Below are 16,963 nucleotides of genomic sequence, written 5' to 3' on the forward strand. Positions count from 1 at the left end.
AGCCATGCCGGTTACCTCCGCTACCGATCCCGCACTGCCCGGCCACGTTGCCGTCATCATGGATGGCAACGGGCGCTGGGCCCAGGCCCGTGGACTGGACCGCTCCGCAGGGCACCGCGAGGGGCTGGAGGCGACGCGTCGGGCCGTGCGCTATTACGCCGAACACGGTGTCCATACCCTGACGCTGTTTGCCTTCAGCAGTGAGAACTGGGGCCGGCCCCGTGCCGAGGTCGAGGCCCTCTTTGAACTGTTCGTTTCGGCCATCGAGGCGGAACTGCCCGAGCTAGTGGAGCGTGGCATTCGCCTGCGGTTTATTGGCGACCGCGCCACCTTTCCCCCAACCCTGCAGGGGCGCATGGACGAGGCCGAGGTGGCCACGGCCGGCAATGACGGCATGTGTCTGGTGGTGGCGCTGGGTTATGGCGGCCGGTGGGATATCCTCCAGGCGGCACGGCGCTGGGCGGCCAAGGGTGGATCGGAGCACGATGGCAATGCCGAGGCGGCCTTCGCGGCCGAGCTGAGTACCGCCGGTCTGAGCGACGTGGACCTGCTGATCCGCACCGGGGGAGAGCAGCGCATCAGCAATTTTCTCTTGTGGCAGGCAGCCTATGCCGAAGTCCTGTTTCTCGAGACCTACTGGCCGGATGTGGGCGAGAAAGATTTCGAGCGCAGTCTCGCCTGGTATGCGCGACGGCAGCGACGCTTTGGTTGTGTACCCGCCGGGAAGCCCTCGGCCAGTGAGGTTCCCGGTGCTTAAGACCCGCGTGGTGACGGCTGCCGCGATCGGGTTGCCCGCGCTGGCGCTGATTGCGTTCGGGCCCAACTGGGCGGTGCTGGCGCTGATCGCGGCCGCGATTGGGCTGGCCACCTGGGAATGGGGTGAGTTGACCGGATTGCACGCGGCCTGGGAACGCGGGGTGCTGGTGACTCTGGTCGTCGCTCCGCTGGTTGCGCTGGGCATTACGCTGGCGCAGCCGATGCATCTGGTGGTGCTCCTGTTCGCGGTACTGTGGTGGCTTCTGATCGTGTTGGCGCTGCCGTTCTACCGCTCGGGGGTCGATGGCCGTGGGCCGCGGCCCAAACTGCTCACCGTTGCGGCAGTTCTTACGCTGGTGCCGGCGGGAATGGCCATGGTGTGGCTGCACGCGCTGGCGCCCTTGCTGGTGGTGTACCTGATCGTTTTGGTGGGGCTGGCCGATACCGGCGCCTATTTCGCTGGCAGGGCCTTCGGGCGTAACGCACTGGCTCCGCATATCAGCCCGGGGAAGACGCGCGAGGGCCTTCTTGGCGGACTGGCCGCCGCGTTCGCATGGTCCGTCGTGGTGGCCGGTATCTGGGGCCTTGTGCCCATGGATGCACTGGTGTTCGTGCTGCTGTCGGTGCTGATTGCCCTGGTGTCGGTGGTGGGTGACCTGTTCGAGAGTATCCTCAAGCGCCAGGCAGGGGCGAAGGACAGCGGTTCCTTGCTGCCCGGCCACGGGGGTATTCTGGATCGAATCGACAGCCTGATCGCGGCGGCTCCGATCTTCCTGGCCGGTTTGCTGTGGCTGGCCTTGTTGCCCGCCCTCGGGCCCGAGGCTTGAAAACTCGCAGGTGTAGCACGTTATGACCCCCACGCGGATCACCATACTCGGTTCCACCGGCAGCATTGGCGTCAGCACGCTGGATGTGGTGTCGCGTCAGCCGGATCGCTTTCATGTCCATGCCCTGACCGCCCATCGCAATGTCGAACGGTTGAAGGAACAGTGCCTGGAGGTACGGCCTCGTGTGGCCGTGGTGGCCGAGGAGACGGCCGCGAGCGAGCTTCAGCGCGAACTGGAGGCGGCTGGATGTGCCACTGAAGTGCGAGCGGGGCCCGAGGCCCTGGCCGAGGTGGCGGCGGCCCCGGAGGTCGATGCGGTGATGGCCGCCATTGTCGGAGCGGCCGGGCTGCTGCCGACTCTGGCAGCGGCCGAGGCTGGAAAGCGCGTGCTGCTGGCCAACAAGGAAGCACTGGTGATGTCCGGCGCGCTGCTGATCGACGCCGTGCGCCGTTCGGGGGCCTGCCTGCTGCCGATCGACAGTGAGCACAACGCCATTTTTCAGTGCTTGCCGACCGGTTACGTTTGCGCCGACGCCGTGACGCCCCATGGGGCCGAACGGATCTGGCTGACGGCCTCGGGCGGCCCATTCCGTGATCGCCCTCTCGATACGTTCGATCACATTACGCCGGAAGAAGCCTGCGCCCACCCGAACTGGGAAATGGGGCGCAAGATCTCGGTGGATTCCGCGACCATGATGAACAAGGGGCTGGAGGTGATCGAGGCCTGCTGGCTGTTCGCGGTCGAGCCTTCGGCGATTCAGGTGGTGCTGCACCCGCAAAGCATCGTGCACTCCATGGTCGCGTACAACGACGGGTCGGTGCTCGCGCAAATGGGCAACCCCGACATGCGCACCCCGATTGCGCATGCGCTGGCATGGCCCGACCGGGTGGCGTCGGGGGTGTCTGCGCTGGATTTGCTGAGCGTCGGGCCCCTGGAGTTCCGCCACCCCGAACCGGAACGGTTCCCGGCGTTGGGGCTCGCTTATCGAGCCATGGAGCGAGGGGGAACCGCCACTGCGGTGCTGAATGCGGCGAACGAGGTCGCGGTGGAGGCCTTTTTGTCAGGCCGTCTAGCATTCAGTGACATCGCGGTGGTGATCGAGCGAACACTGGAAGCGCTGTCGGCCGAGGTTGCTGATTCCCTCGAGCGTGTGCTCGCAGCGGATACGGAGGCGCGGGCCCATGCCGGCAGCGAGATCGGGCGTCTGCAGCGCCAGGCAGTGTCATGACGCTGCTGACCAGTCTGCTGGCGTTCGCCGTGGCCATCGGCGTTCTGGTGACGGTGCACGAGTATGGTCATTACCTTGCGGCCCGCGCAATGGGCGTCAAGGTGCTGCGTTTTTCGGTCGGTTTCGGTCGCCCCCTGTTGAGTCGCCGGATTGGGCGGGACCGCACGGAGTTCGTCGTGGCCGCGCTGCCCCTGGGCGGGTATGTGAAGATGCTCGACGAGCGCGAGGGCGATGTAGCGCCCGAGGAGCTGGATCGGGCTTTCAACAACAAGGGGCTGAAGGCACGTACGTTTATTGTGTCCGCCGGTCCGCTGGCGAATTTCCTGTTCGCGATTGTCGCCTACGCCGCGATGTTCATGATCGGCGTCGGGGGTGTACGCCCGGTGGTCGGGGAGATTGCTCCGGAGAGTCCGGCAGCGGTCGCCGGTCTGGAGCGCGGCGAGGAGATTCTCGCGGTGGGTGGCCGCTCGGTACGCGACTGGGAGCAGACGAACCTGCGTCTGCTTGACCACGCCGTGCGGGGTGATACGGTGCCGGTTCTCGTGCGTGATCGCGATGGTCGTGAGGTGGAACGAACGCTGGATCTGCGGGATCGCCAGGCGATTCTGGGCCAGGGCCAGTTCCTGGAACAGGTTGGGTTGGCGCCCTACCGTCCCGCACTGGAGCCCAGGATTGGACAGATCGAGTCGGGCAGCCCGGCCGCGTCGGCGGGACTCGAGCCCGGTGATCGCATTCTTGCGGTTGATGGGGACGCGATCGACGACTGGAACGAGTGGGTGCGTCGTATTCAGGCCAGCCCGGAGCGTGAACAGGTGGTACAGGTTGACCGTGCCGGCCAGACGCTCGAGTTGCGGGTGACACCCGATGCGGTTGCAACCAATGGCGAGACGATAGGACGTATCGGCGCTGGGGTCGATCCCGATCAGCCGGCAGCACGCGAGATGGCTGTACTGGTGCGCCAGGGCCCCATGGAGGCCATGGTATCGGGTGTGGCCCGCACCTGGGATGTCTCGATACTGACGGTCGGCATTCTCTGGCGCATGGTGACCGGGGAGGCGTCGGTCAAAAATATTAGCGGACCGGTTACCATAGCCGAGTTTGCGGGTACGACCGCGGTGATCGGGATTTCGGCCTTTCTGGGTTTTCTGGCGCTGGTAAGTGTCTCGCTCGGGATCATTAACTTGTTGCCGATCCCGCTACTGGATGGTGGCCACCTGCTGTATTACGCGGTGGAGGCGGTAAAGGGGAGTCCGGTCTCCGAGCGCGCCCAGATTATCGGGCAGCAGTTCGGAATCCTCGCGATTGCCGGGTTGATGTTGCTGGCCCTCTACAACGATTTGACACGTCTGTTCGGGTGACCCCGAAACAGCCCTTCTGATTGGCGGAAAGCATGTCGCGAAACAGCTTGAGAGCAATGGCCCTGGTCGGCCTTATGGGTCTGGCGGGTACGGCCTGGGCCCAGACCTACCAGATCGAGGACATCGAGATCGAGGGGCTGGAACGGATTACCGCAGGGACGGCACTCAGCTATCTGCCAGTCGAAGTGGGCGATACCTTCGACGAAAGTCAGAGCCCGGAGATCATCCGCGAGATGTTCCAGACAGGGTTCTTCGATGACGTGGAGATCGCGCGGCGCGGAAACGTGCTGGTGGTGATTGTCTCGGAACGTCCGGCGATCAACCAGATCAACTTTTCCGGGAACCGCGACATCCCGGACGACGGCCTGCGCGAGGCGCTGGAGGCGGCCGGGCTGCGCAGTGGCCGGGTGTTCAACCGGACGATGTTGGACCGAATAGAGAGCGAGCTGCGTCAGCAGTATTTCGCACGCGGTCGCTACAACGTCGATGTCGATGTTGAGGTCATTGACCTGCCGCGCAACCGCGTGGATATCGAAATCGATATCGCCGAGGGCCCTGTGGCCCGTATCCAGCAGGTCAATGTGGTGGGCAACGAGACCTTCACTGACCGCCAGCTGACCCGCCGCTTTGATTCGGGCGTACCCCGCTGGTGGGCGTTCTTCAGCCGCCGCGATCACTATTCCCGCGAGAAGCTGTCGGGCGATCTCGAGAAGCTGCGTTCGCACTATCTCGACGAGGGCTTTCTCGAGTTCGATATCGATTCTACCCAGGTGACGCTTACGCCCGATCGCCGCGACCTGTTCATCACCATTAACGTCGACGAGGGGGAGCGCTATACGGTCACCGGCTTCGACCTGGCCGGGGATTTCGTGGTCTCGCGCGACGAACTGGAGGAACTGGTCGATATCGATGTCGGCGAACCCTTCTCCCGCAGCCAGGTGACGGAGTCGGCCGAACGGATCACCAATCGGTTGATGCAGGACGGGTATGCGTTTGCCAATGTCAATCCCGTGCCGGATGTTGACGAGGACAGCCGCGAGGTCGATATCACCTTCTTCATCGATCCGGGTCCGCGCGTGTATGTGCGCCGTATCCAGATCACTGGTAACAAGAACACCGAAGAGCGGGTCTATCGTCGCGAGCTGCGGCAGATGGAAAGCTCCTGGTACAACGGGGCGCTGATCGAGCGCTCGCGTGTGCGGCTCCAGCGCCTGCCATTCGTGCAGAGCGTGAACGTGGAGACGCAGCGTGTGCCAGGTACCGATGACGAGGTGGATCTGAACATTACGATTACCGAGCAGCAATCCGGCGCCCTGACACTGGGGGCAGGTTTCTCGCAGAACCAGGGCGTTCTGCTGACGGCGGGGCTGCAGCAGGACAACTTCCTGGGAACCGGGAATCGCTTTAATGCGGAGGTCAGCACCAGTCGGGTCAACCAGATCTTCCGCATGAGCGTGACCAATCCGCATTTCACCCCGGCCGGGGCCAGTCGCGGGTTCTCCGTCTTCTATCGCAAGATTGATGCAGAGCGGGCGAACATCTCGCGCTACTCCTCGAACCGCTACGGGTTTGACGTGAGCTATGGGATCCCGCTGTCGGAATTCGACCGGATCCGGATTGCACCTGGATTCGAACACATCGATATCGATACGGTTGACCGCGATGGGCGGCGGGGAAGCCCGGACGAGATCTTCGCGGAAGTCGACGAATTCGGGAGTTCCGCCAACTTCTACAAGATCGAGACAAGTTACATCCACGACACGCGGGATCGCACTACGTTTGCGACCCAGGGTCGGCGACACCGTATTGGCCTGGAAGTGGCGGTGCCCGGTAGTGATCGGGAGTTCTACAAGCTCACTTACTCGGGTGAGGAGATCTTCCGTTTATCGGACCGTTACTCGTTCAGTCTTTCGGGTGGCATCGCCTACGCGGACGGGTACGGCGGGTCGGAGCTGCCGTTCTATGAACGCCTGTTCGCCGGTGGTATCCGATCGGTGCGTGGCTACGAAGACAACCGTTTGGGCGATCAGCGCGAGTTGCGCGAATTCGACGGTGAATTGAGGCCCGCCACGCGGGACTCCAACGACGACCCGTACGGCGGCCGGTTCCGTACCACGATCTCGGGCGAGTTGTTCTACCCGATGCCGTTTGCGGCCGACAACGATGCGGTACGCATGAGTACCTTTGTCGACGCGGGTAATGTATTCAACGATCCGGGCGACTGGGATGCCGGTGAACTGCGGGCCTCCGCAGGGTTTGCGATCACATGGTTCTCGCCGGTGGGACCACTCAGTTTCAGTGTTGCGGAGCCGCTGAACGACCAGCCGGAAGACGATATTCAGCGCTTCCAGTTCCTGCTGGGGGCGTCCTTCTGAGCGTGAGGAGCAAGAAACGATGAGTCAGCGCAGTGGGACCATGAAGGGCGGCGCCCTGGTGCTGTCCGCCGTACTCTTGTTGGCTGGCTGGCTGGCTATCCCCGCACAGGCCGGGGCCCAGAACGTGGCGTTCGTGACGATGAACCGGATCCTGGAGGATTCGCCGCAGGCCGAGCAGGCCATGCGCGAACTGGAGCGGGAGTTCTCGCCGCGGGACGCCGAGTTGGTGGCCGAGCGCGAAGAACTGCAGCGCATGCGTGACCGGCTCGAGCGGGACGGCGACATGATGAACCCCTCCGAACGGGCCGATCTCGAGCGCGAGTTCTCCCAGCGTTCCCGTGAGTTCCGCCGCGCACAGGAGAGCTTCAGCGAGGACCTGAACGTTCGACGCAACGAAGAACTTTCCCGCCTGCAGCGGCGCATCAACGATGCGATCGTGGAACTTGCGCGCGAACGCGAGATCGACGTCATCCTGACCGAACGCAACGTGCTCTACGCCAGCGACCGGGTCGACATCACGGACGATATCCTTGCCGCAATGCAGCGTGACGACTGATCGGGTGATCACCGCCGGGGAGCTGGCCGAGTACGTGACCGGCGAGCTCGCCGGGCCGCCCGATATCCCGTTGCGGGGCCTTTCGACCCTGGCTCAGGCCGGGCCGGCGGACGTGGCCTTTGTCACGGATCCCGAACGCTATCGGGATGCCCTGGAGCGGACCGAAGCCGGCTGTGTCCTGGTGCCCCGATCAGGCGTCGCGTGGATCGGTAGGCAGCCACGAGCATGGATTGCCGTCGATGACCCCTACCGTGCCTACGGGCTGGTCTCCCGCTGGTTTGGTGCCGGGCGCCGGACGGTTGTTCCGGGTATCGATCCGAGCGCGCGCGTGCATCCGGACGCGCGCGTCGCTGCCGATGCGGAGTTGGGGCCCGGCGTGGTGATTGGCGCCGGTTGTCGGATCGGCGCGGGTGTGGTGATTGGCGCACACAGCGTGCTGGGCGAGCGGGTCGAGTTGGGGGAGGGGAGCTATCTGCATCCTCGGGTCAGCCTGCTGGATGAGGTGAAGGTCGGCCGACGAGCCATCATCCACAGCGGCGCGGTGCTGGGTGCGGACGGCTTTGGATTCGCGGCGGGGGCGGACTCCACCTGGGAGAAAATCGAGCAGCTGGGTGATGTCCGCGTGGGGGACGACGTGGAGATCGGGGCGAATTCCACCATCGACCGCGGGTCGCTGGAGTCCACGCGGATCGGCAACGGAGTCAAGATCGACAACCTGGTTCATGTTGCCCATAACGTTCAGATTGGCGACCATACGGCCATAGCCGGGTGCGTGGGGATTGCTGGTAGCGCCCGCATCGGGGCGCATTGCGCCATTGGGGGCGGGGTCGGGATTCTCGGCCACCTCACCATCGCCGATCGGGTGACACTGCACGCGATGACACTCGTCACGCGCTCTATCGATCAGCCTGGTGAGTATGCATCCGGTGTGCCTCACCAGGAAGCTCGGTTGTGGAACCGAATGCTGGCGCGGCTGCGTCGGCTTGCCCGGACACGGGATGCATGAGTCCTGCTTGCGTTGGAGTCGTCCTTTGGTCTCGGCTCATCAGAATCAACAAAAAAGGAATGCCGCGTGGATGACTTCAATGTCCAGGAGATCATGCGCTATCTGCCGCATCGATATCCGTTTCTCATGGTCGACCGGGTACTGGAGTGGGAGGCCGGCGCCTACCTGACCGGTATCAAGAACGTCAGTATCAACGAGCCCTATTTTCAGGGTCACTTCCCGATCAAGCCGGTGATGCCCGGGGTCCTGATTCTTGAGGCGCTGGCGCAGGCCACCGGCCTCCTGGCGTTCAAGACCGAAGAGGCGCGCAACGAGAATCAGGACAAGCAACAGCTGTATCTGTTCGTGGGCATCGACGAGGCACGTTTCCGGCGCCAGGTGGTGCCCGGCGATCAACTCCACCTGCGTGTTGATCTCAAGCGCACCATGCGCGGTATCTGGCGCTTTGATGCGGTCGCCCGTGTGGGTGACGACGTTTGTGCCACGGCCCAGCTGATGTGTTCCGGGCAGGAAATCCCCTCGTGATCGACCCGCGGGCCGACGTACATCCGAGCGCGGAGCTGGACTCCTCGGTCGAGGTCGGGCCTTTCAGCGTGATTGGCCCGAATGTGCGTATCGGGGCCGGTACCCGTGTGGGGCCTCATGTAGTGATTCGGGGCCCCACCGAGATCGGTCGCGAGAACCGCATTTTCCAGTTCTCCTCGATCGGTGAGGAACCCCAGGACACGAGCTACAAGGGCGAGCCGACGCGGCTGGTGATCGGAGATCGCAACGTGATCCGCGAATCCGTCACGCTGCATCGGGGCACCGAGAAAGGGCTGGGCGAGACCGTGATCGGGCACGACAATCTGATCATGGCCTATGTGCATATCGCGCACGACTGCACCATCGGCAACAAGATCATCTTTTCCAACGCGACCTCGCTGGCCGGCCATGTCGAGATTCAGGACAACGTGACACTGGGCGGCTTTACCCTGGTGCACCAGTTCTGTCGCGTGGGAACCTTTGCCTTCACCAGCATGGGGGCGGCGCTGAACCGCGACCTGCCTCCGTACTGTCTGGCCAGCGGCAACTATGCGCGGCTAATCGGAATCAACAAGGTTGGGCTGCGCCGCAATGGCTTCTCCAACGAGGCGATCCAGGCGCTGCATCGTGTGTTTATTCTGGGTATGCGCGGCCGGGCCGGTCGCGAGCGACATCTCGAGACGATGTTCGACGAAACGGACGTTCCGGAGGTGCGCAACCTGATCGGCTTCGTGCGCAATAGCCAGCGGGGCATTCTCCGTGGCGGGCGGCCGCACTAGGGAGAACACTGCGTGCGAGTTCAGCCTGCGGAGAGGTGCCCCTGGCTGAGCAGCTCCCGGGCCATTTCCGCGATGCGGTGATCGGCCCCACCGTCCCCCAGGCGCTCGCGAATCGAGGCCAGGGATTCCCGCATCGCACCGAGCCGCTCCGGGTGCCGGAGCAGGTCGAGCGCATCCGACGCGAGGCGTTCGGGGTTGGCCTGGCGTTGAAGGTATTCCGGTACCAGTCGTTCCCCCGCGACGATATTAACCAGGGCGATATTTTCCAGGCTGACCAGCCGCGAAAAGACCGCATGACTGAGGCCGCCCATCCGGTAGAACACCAGCATGGGTGCCTGGAGCAGACCGGCCTCCAGCGTGGCCGTGCCCGAGGCGATCAGCAACAGATCGGCGTCCGCCATCAGCGCATGTGTTCCATCCTCTCCGGAAATGAATGAGATCGGCAGGCCGTCGCGCGGGGCCAGCGCATCCAGGCGTGTATCGTCGACACCGGGTGCCAGCGCGACGACGAAGTGCAGCGAGGGGTCTTCCTGGTGCATGCGTTGCACGGTTTCGACCAGTAGTGGCCAGTGGCGTTTGAGTTCCCCGCTCCGGCTGCCGGGCAGGAGCCCGATCACGCGCGCGTCCTCGGCAACGGAGATCCGTTCGGCCAGGCGCACCGAGGGTGGCTGCACCCGGTCCACCAGCGGATTGCCGACGTAGCGCACCGGGACGCCGGCGCGTTCGTAGATGTCGGTTTCGAAAGGAAACAGTACCGCCATTGCGTCCACGCACCGCTGAATTCGGCGGATACGGCCGGATCGCCAGGCCCACAACTGGGGGCTCACGTAGAACAGGACGCGGATACCCAGGCGCCGCGCATGGGCCGCCAGGCGCAGGTTGAATTCGACGTAGTCGACCAGGACCAGCAGGTCCGGACGGTTATTCTCCAGGTGGGTACACATGCGCCGGAACAGCCGCAGCAGGCGCGGGTAGTTCACCAGCACGTCGACGAGTCCGACCACGGCCAGATCCTCGACATCGATCAGCGTCTCGACGCCCGCGGCGCGCATCTGCGCGCCCCCCATGCCGGAGTAGCGCACTTCGGGCTCCAGGGACGCCAGTTCGCGAACCAGTCCGGCACCGAGGGCATCGCCGGAGCTCTCTCCGGCGCAGATGACCACGTGGCGTTCCATGGGGCCGGGCCTTGCCCCGACTAGGCCAGGGAACGCCGGATCGTGGCGCAGATCGTCTCGATCTGTTCGTCCTCGAGCTCGGGGAAGACCGGCAGGGAGAGGCAGCGCGCTGCGACCGACTCCGTGACCGGGAGACTTTCCGGCAGGTTCGGCAGGTCCACGAAGGCTTTTTGCTGGTGCAGCGGGACCGGGTAGTAGATCGCGTGCGCAATCTCGGCCTCCTTCAGGGCCTGCATGATCGCGTCGCGATGATCGGTCAGCAGCGTGTACTGGTGGTAGACATGTGTGCCGATCCCGTCCTCGTGCGGAGTCTGCACCGGCAGGCCCTCCAGCCCCTTGCGGTAACTGGCGGCGACGCGGCGGCGCTGGGCGTTGTATTCGTCGATGTGCGGCAGTTTTACGCGCAGGATCGCCGCCTGCATCTCGTCCAGGCGGCTGTTGTAGCCCACCTCGTCGTGGTAGTACCGCTCGCTGGAGCCATGGTTGCGCAGCCGCTTCAGGGCCTCGGCGGAGGTCGGGCAGCTGGTCGTGACCAAGCCACCGTCGCCGAAGGCCCCAAGGTTCTTCGACGGGAAAAACGAGAAGCAGCCAAAGGCACTGGCGGACCCGGTCTGTGCACCGTCGATGGCGGCACCAAAGGACTGGGCGCAATCCTCGACGATGAGCAGCTTGTGGCGTTCGGCGATGGCTTGCAGGCGCGGCAGGTCCGCTGGCTGTCCGAACAGATGCACGGGGATGATGGCCTTGGTGCGCTCGGTGATCGCGGCTTCCACCTGTTCCGGGTCGATGTTGAAGGTGTCGGGATCGATGTCCACGAACACGGGGTCGGCCCCGACATAGCGAATCGCCTCGGCGGTGGCGATAAAGGTGAACGGCGTGGTGATGACCTCATCACCCGGGCCTATACCCCCGGCGGCAAGGGCCAGGTGCAGTGCATCCGTCCCCGAGGCACAGGTGATTGCGTGGTCCACCCCCAGATAGCGTGCCAGTTCATCTTCCAGCGTCTGGACATTCGGGCCCAGGATATAGCGGGCCCCGGCCAGGACCTCCTGCAGCGCGGCATCGATTTCAGGGCGCAGGCTCTGGTACTGGCGCTGCAGGTCGACCATCGGGATCACGGCTTGACTCCTGTGCGGGGGTTGTCGAGGTGGCTGTGGGGGCCATCGGCATGGCCCATCACATTGAGGTTCTGGTAGACGAGCGCGGTGATCTGGTCCGCGGTGGCCAGTGCCCGCTGTCCGTCGCGGCCACTGACTACAACCGGCCCTTCGCCACGCACGGCGGCCACGAAGGCGCGGATTTCCGCCAGCAGGGCATCAGCCTCGTCGAACACGCTTTCGTCCCGGTGGATCTCGGGGGCGCCGGTCTCCGGGTCGAGCTCGCCAATGCGGTTCAGCGACAGGATGCGGTTCTGAAAGTCTACCGAGGCGTAGGCGTGCGACTGGAAGATGCGCATGCGGCGCTCGGACTTGTTGCTCACGCGCGAGGAGGTCACGTTCGCCACGCAGCCGTTGGCGAACTCCAGGCGGGCGTTGGCGATGTCAATGTCCTGCGTGAGCACGCGGGCGCCAGAGGCACGGACCTCGGTCAGCGGCGAATCCGTCAGGGACAGGATGATGTCGATGTCGTGGATCATCAAATCCAGCACTACCGAGACGTCGGTCGCGCGGGGCTTGTAGGGCGCCAGGCGGTGCGATTCGATAAAGCGCGGATGCAGCGGATCGTCAGTCAGCCGGCGCAGAGCGGCATTGAAGCGCTCCAGATGACCGACCTGCAAGACGACACCCTTGGCCTCGGCCAGCCGATTCAGTTCTTCGGCTTGTTCCAGGGTAGCGGTGATCGGTTTTTCGACCAGAACATGGCACCCGGCGTCGAGAAAGTCCCGCGCGATGTCGTAGTGCAGGGTGGTCGGTGCGGCGATGGAAACCGCATCGACGCGGCCAAGTAGTTCGCGGTGATCGGTGACCGCGGCGCAGCCATGTTCGGCGGCGACACGCTCGGCGGTGGCGGCGTCGGCATCGGCTACGGCGACCAGATCGGTGTCGGGCAGGGCGGCGTACTTGGCGGCATGCCACTTGCCAAGGTGACCGACGCCGATCGCGGCGCAGCGCAGGGGATTCTGAGACATGGGCGGGCTCGAGGTTCGTGGGGCGTGTGCTAGGATTTCCGGCGCTATTGTAACGGATCGCCCGGACCGCGCATGTCCGCGATCCATTCCCGCTATTGTCCAGGGAAACACGGGTGTCAGTGTTCCCTTGGTGTCCAGGCCCGATCGGGGGTTCGATGTCCGCAAACAGGGTGGCAAACGCTTGGGTCGCGGGCGTCGACGAAGTGGGGCGTGGCCCGCTGGCCGGGCCGGTGGTGGCGGCCGCGGTAATCCTGCCGGAGGGTTTCGAAGCACCGGGACTGACCGATTCCAAGAAGCTTTCGGCACGGCGCCGGCAGGCGCTGGATGTCGAGATTCGCGAACGGGCAGTGGCCTGGGCGCTGGGGCGGGCCGAGGCGGCCGAGATTGACGCATTGAACATCCATTGCGCGACCCTGCTGGCGATGCAGCGCGCGGTGGCCGCATTGTCGCAGCCGCCTGATCACCTGCTGGTTGACGGCCGCTTCACACCAGAGGGTCCCTGGAGCGCCGAGGCGATCGTCGGGGGGGATGGCTCCGTGGCGGCGATCAGTGCGGCGTCAATCATCGCCAAGGTGGCGCGTGACGCGGAGATGTCCGCCCTGCACGAGCGCTATCCCGACTACGGCTTCGATCGCCATGCAGGCTACCCGACGGCCTACCACCGCGACGCGCTGGCGCGCCTTGGGCCGTGTACGGAGCATCGCCGCAGCTTTGGGCCGGTGGCGCGGGCGCTGGCCGATGTCGCGGGGGAAGAGGCGTGAGCGGCGAATTGCATGATCCCGGCTTTGTGCACCTGCGGGTGCACTCCGAGTACTCGCTGATCGACGGGCTGGTGCGCCTGAAACCGCTGGTCGCGGCGGTGGCGGAAAAGGGCATGCCCGCCGTTGCGGTGACCGATCACTGCAACCTGTTCGGGCTGGTCAAGTTCTACCGGGCGGCCATCGCTCAGGGTGTGCAGCCGATTATCGGGGCCGATCTGCTGGTGCGGGACGCCCGCGCAGACGGGAGCGTGGCGCGCATGACCCTGCTCGCGCAGAACGACCCCGGCTACCGCAACCTCACCCGACTGATTTCGCGTGCCTGGCAGGAAGGTCAGGAAAAGGGCATCCCGCGGATCGACGCCGAATGGCTGGACAGCGCGGCCGAGGGCCTGATCGCACTGTCGGGCGGCATCGATGGCCTGTTCGTGAATGGGTCGGGAGTTGCGCGCGCACTGACCCCCGATGATCTCGAGCCCTGGCAACGGCGCTTTCCCGGACGCTTCTACCTGGAGTTGACACGCACCGAGCGCCCGGGCGAGGAGGCCTGGATCGAGCAGGCTCTGGCGGCGTCGGAGCAGTTCGATCTGCCCGTTGTGGCAACCAACGACGTGCGCTTTCTAAAGGCCGAGGACTTCGAGGCCCACGAGGCGCGCGTCTGCATCCATGACGGCACCACGCTGGATGACCCCTCGCGCCCGCGGCGCTACTCCGAGCATCAGTACCTGTGCAGCCCGGAGGAGATGGCGGAACGCTTCTCGGATATCCCCGAGGCCCTGGCGAACTCGGTGGCGATCGCGCGTCGCTGCAGTGTCAGCCTGACGCTTGGGGAGTCTGTGTTGCCCGATTTCCCGGTGCCGGAAGGCTACACGGTCGAGGACCACCTGCGCGAGATTTCCGCGCAGGGGCTCGACGCCCGGCTGGAACGTTTTCAGTTCGCCGAGCGTTCGGAGTATGAAGAACGCCTGAAGCTCGAACTGGACGTGATCTGCCAGATGGGTTTTCCCGGCTACTTCCTGATCGTGGCCGACTTCATCCAGTGGGCCAAGGACAACGGCATCCCGGTGGGGCCAGGGCGCGGCTCCGGTGCAGGCTCGCTGGTCGCCTATGTGCTGGGTATTACCGACCTGGATCCATTGCGTTACGAGCTTCTCTTTGAGCGATTTCTTAATCCTGAGCGCGTTTCCATGCCCGACTTCGATGTCGATTTCTGCATGGAGAAACGCGATGACGTGATCGACTACGTGGCCGAGCGCTACGGGCGCGACAAGGTTTCGCAGATCATCACCCACGGCACCATGGCCGCGAAGGCGGTTGTGCGCGACTGTGGCCGCGTACTGGGCTATGGCTATGGATTTGTCGACCGCATCGCCAAGCTGATTCCGTTCGAGCTGGGCATGACCTTGGAGAAGGCCCTGGCCGAGAGCGAGGATCTGAAGGCGCAGTACGACCAGGACGAGGAGGTGCGCGGGATCATCGATCTGGCGCTCAAGCTCGAGGGGCTTACGCGCAACGCGGGCAAGCACGCCGGCGGCGTGGTGATCGCACCGTCGGCGCTGACCGACTTCTCGCCGTTGTACTGCGAAGACGACGGCGGCTCGCTGGTCACTCACTTCGACAAGGACGATGTCGAGGCCGTGGGGCTGGTGAAGTTCGACTTTCTCGGACTGCGCACGCTGACGATCATCGACTGGGCGGTCGAGAACGTGCGCAAGATGGACCCGGAGGCCCGTATCGACCTGGACGCGGTCCCGCTGGATGACCCCGAAACCTTCAAGTTGCTCAAGGCCTACCAGACCACTGCCGTGTTCCAGCTGGAATCGGGCGGGATGAAGGACCTGATCCGGCGCCTGCAGCCGGACAGCTTCGAGGAGATCATTGCGCTGGTGGCGCTGTACCGACCGGGCCCGCTGCAGTCGGGGATGGTGGACGACTTCATCGACCGCAAGCATGGCCGCGCGCAGGTGGAATACCCGCATCCGGACCTGGAGCCGATCCTGCAGCCGACCTACGGGGTCATCCTGTACCAGGAGCAGGTGATGCAGATCGCCCAGGTGCTGGCGAACTACACCCTGGGCGGAGCCGACCTTCTGCGGCGCGCGATGGGCAAGAAAAAGCCCGAGGAGATGGCCAAGCAACGCCAGATCTTCATGGAGGGTGCACTGGGGCGCGGGGTCGAGGAGGGGACCGCGACCTACATCTTCGATCTGATGGAGAAATTCGCCGGCTACGGCTTCAACAAGTCGCACTCGGCGGCCTACGCCCTGGTCGCCTATCAGACCGCCTGGCTCAAGGCGCACTACCCGGCGCCGTTCATGGCGGCGGTGCTGTCCGCGGATATGGACAACACCGACAAGGTCGTGGGCCTGATCGACGAATGCCGGAATATGGGGCTGGACGTCCTGCCTCCCGACGTGAACCAGTCGGACTACCGCTTTACCTGTCGCGATGCCGGGACCGTGGTCTATGGCCTGGGCGCGATCAAGGGCGTGGGCGAGTCCGCGATCGACACGCTGCTGAAGGCACGTGCCGCGGACGGGTCCTTCCACGGGCTGATCGACCTGTGCCAGCGGGTGGACCTGTCCAAGCTCAACAAGCGGGTGCTGGACACACTGGTGCGCGCGGGTGCGCTGGATGCGATTGGCGCGAACCGCGCGACGCTGCTGAACGACATCCCCACGGCCGTCGCCGCGGCGGAACAGACGGAGCGAAACGCGAGCCTGGGCGTGGTGGATCTGTTTGGCGATCCGGCCGCCGCCGTCGTCCCGGAGAGCGAGACCCTGCCGGAGATGGAGGACGACGACCGCCTGCGCGGGGAGAAAGAAACACTGGGCCTGTATCTGACCGGGCATCCGGTCGAACGCTATCGTGCCGAGCTCAAGCGGCTGACGGGCAGCACGTTCGCCGAACTGGAGGCGAAGCTGGAGCAGCGGCCCGATGACAGCGGCCAGCAGGGGCGACGTGGACGCCCCGAGACCGTGCGCATCGCCGGGCTGGTGGTAGGAGTACGGGTACGCAATACGCAGAACGGGCGCATGGGGATCGCGACCCTGGATGACCGCAGCGGGCGTGCCGAGATCGTGCTGTTCAACGACGACTTCAATACCTACCGCGATCGGCTGGAGCCGGACACCCTTCTGGTGGCCGAGGGAACGGTGACGCTGGATGACTATGCCGGCGGCATCCGCATGCGCGCCCGGGCCGTGTACACCCTGGACGAGGCACGGGCGCAGTGGGCACGCGCCCTGCACTTGTGCCTGGAGGGGGTGCGCGCGGAACAGGTGCAAAACCTGCGCGGCCTGATGGAAGAGCATCGCGATGGCCAGTGCCGGGTCCACCTGTGCTATCGCCGGGATGGCGTCGAGGCCGATCTGAGCCTGCCCGAGGCCTGGGCCATTCGTCCGGACGAGCGGCTGCTGCGCAATCTGCAGCAGACCCTGGGCCCCGACTGCGAGGCCCAGATCCTGTACGGTCGCTGAAGGCGCCGAGTCC

The 16,963-nt window shown here is 64.8% G+C and carries 14 protein-coding genes; 11 read left to right on the forward strand and 3 right to left on the reverse strand.

The genetic code is table 11. From position 1 onward, the window contains the following. Positions 1-4: 4 nt before the first annotated feature. From uppS to lpxA, 9 genes are all read left to right on the forward strand, one after another. Positions 5-757, forward strand: coding sequence for a polyprenyl diphosphate synthase (uppS, locus tag C935_RS0109735; protein WP_018862312.1), 753 nt, complete (start codon positions 5-7; stop codon positions 755-757). After that, entirely contained in the window at positions 750-1,583 is an 834-nt protein-coding gene (locus tag C935_RS0109740; protein ID WP_018862313.1) for a phosphatidate cytidylyltransferase, read from the forward strand. The genes uppS and C935_RS0109740 overlap by 8 nt, the downstream gene beginning before the upstream one ends. A gap of 22 nt (positions 1,584-1,605) precedes the next feature. Beyond that, entirely contained in the window at positions 1,606-2,811 is a 1,206-nt protein-coding gene (gene ispC, locus C935_RS0109745) for a 1-deoxy-D-xylulose-5-phosphate reductoisomerase (protein WP_018862314.1), read from the forward strand. Continuing rightward, positions 2,808-4,169 (forward strand): RIP metalloprotease RseP, encoded by a 1,362-nt coding sequence (rseP, locus tag C935_RS0109750; protein ID WP_018862315.1) that lies wholly within the window; start codon positions 2,808-2,810, stop codon positions 4,167-4,169. The genes ispC and rseP overlap by 4 nt, the downstream gene beginning before the upstream one ends. Positions 4,170-4,201: 32 nt before the next feature. Next, positions 4,202-6,544 (forward strand): outer membrane protein assembly factor BamA, encoded by a 2,343-nt coding sequence (bamA, locus tag C935_RS0109755; protein WP_369771394.1) that lies wholly within the window; start codon positions 4,202-4,204, stop codon positions 6,542-6,544. Positions 6,545-6,563: 19 nt separating this feature from the next. Further along, positions 6,564-7,100, forward strand: coding sequence for an OmpH family outer membrane protein (locus C935_RS0109760; protein ID WP_018862317.1), 537 nt, complete (start codon positions 6,564-6,566; stop codon positions 7,098-7,100). A 4-nt stretch (positions 7,101-7,104) separates the two neighbouring features. Further along, positions 7,105-8,106, forward strand: a complete 1,002-nt coding sequence (gene lpxD, locus C935_RS0109765; protein ID WP_018862318.1) for a UDP-3-O-(3-hydroxymyristoyl)glucosamine N-acyltransferase — start codon at positions 7,105-7,107, stop codon at positions 8,104-8,106. 66 nt (positions 8,107-8,172) lie between these two features. Then, positions 8,173-8,631 carry a 3-hydroxyacyl-ACP dehydratase FabZ gene (gene fabZ, locus C935_RS0109770; protein WP_018862319.1) on the forward strand — a complete coding sequence of 153 codons (459 nt, stop codon included), beginning with the start codon at positions 8,173-8,175 and terminating at the stop codon, positions 8,629-8,631. Further along, positions 8,628-9,410 (forward strand): acyl-ACP--UDP-N-acetylglucosamine O-acyltransferase, encoded by a 783-nt coding sequence (gene lpxA, locus C935_RS0109775; RefSeq protein ID WP_018862320.1) that lies wholly within the window; start codon positions 8,628-8,630, stop codon positions 9,408-9,410. The genes fabZ and lpxA overlap by 4 nt, the downstream gene beginning before the upstream one ends. 20 nt (positions 9,411-9,430) lie before the next feature. Here the strand turns inward: lpxA and lpxB are convergent, their stop codons facing one another. Genes lpxB through C935_RS0109790 form a run of 3 tightly spaced genes read right to left on the reverse strand, consistent with a single transcriptional unit; the run spans position 9,431 to position 12,713 of the window. After that, on the reverse strand, positions 9,431-10,585 hold the full coding sequence (gene lpxB / locus C935_RS0109780) for a lipid-A-disaccharide synthase (protein WP_018862321.1): 1,155 nt from the start codon (positions 10,583-10,585) through the stop codon (positions 9,431-9,433). Positions 10,586-10,605: 20 nt separating this feature from the next. Next, a complete protein-coding gene (locus C935_RS0109785; RefSeq protein WP_018862322.1) occupies positions 10,606-11,703 on the reverse strand; it encodes a DegT/DnrJ/EryC1/StrS aminotransferase family protein in 1,098 nt (365 codons plus the stop codon). Continuing rightward, a complete protein-coding gene (locus C935_RS0109790) occupies positions 11,700-12,713 on the reverse strand; it encodes a Gfo/Idh/MocA family protein (protein ID WP_018862323.1) in 1,014 nt (337 codons plus the stop codon). Before C935_RS0109790 ends, C935_RS0109785 begins: the two co-directional genes overlap by 4 nt. Positions 12,714-12,868: 155 nt before the next feature. Between C935_RS0109790 and rnhB the strand changes: the two genes are divergently transcribed. Both rnhB and dnaE read left to right on the forward strand, forming a co-directional pair. Next, positions 12,869-13,474: a ribonuclease HII gene (rnhB, locus tag C935_RS0109795; protein ID WP_018862324.1), complete on the forward strand. Its 606-nt coding sequence runs from the start codon at positions 12,869-12,871 to the stop codon at positions 13,472-13,474. Continuing rightward, positions 13,471-16,950 (forward strand): DNA polymerase III subunit alpha, encoded by a 3,480-nt coding sequence (dnaE, locus tag C935_RS0109800; RefSeq protein WP_018862325.1) that lies wholly within the window; start codon positions 13,471-13,473, stop codon positions 16,948-16,950. The genes rnhB and dnaE overlap by 4 nt, the downstream gene beginning before the upstream one ends. Positions 16,951-16,963 lie beyond the last annotated feature (13 nt).

The organism is Thioalkalivibrio sp. ALJ3 (genome assembly GCF_000377205.1).
GTDB lineage: Bacteria > Pseudomonadota > Gammaproteobacteria > Ectothiorhodospirales > Ectothiorhodospiraceae > Thioalkalivibrio.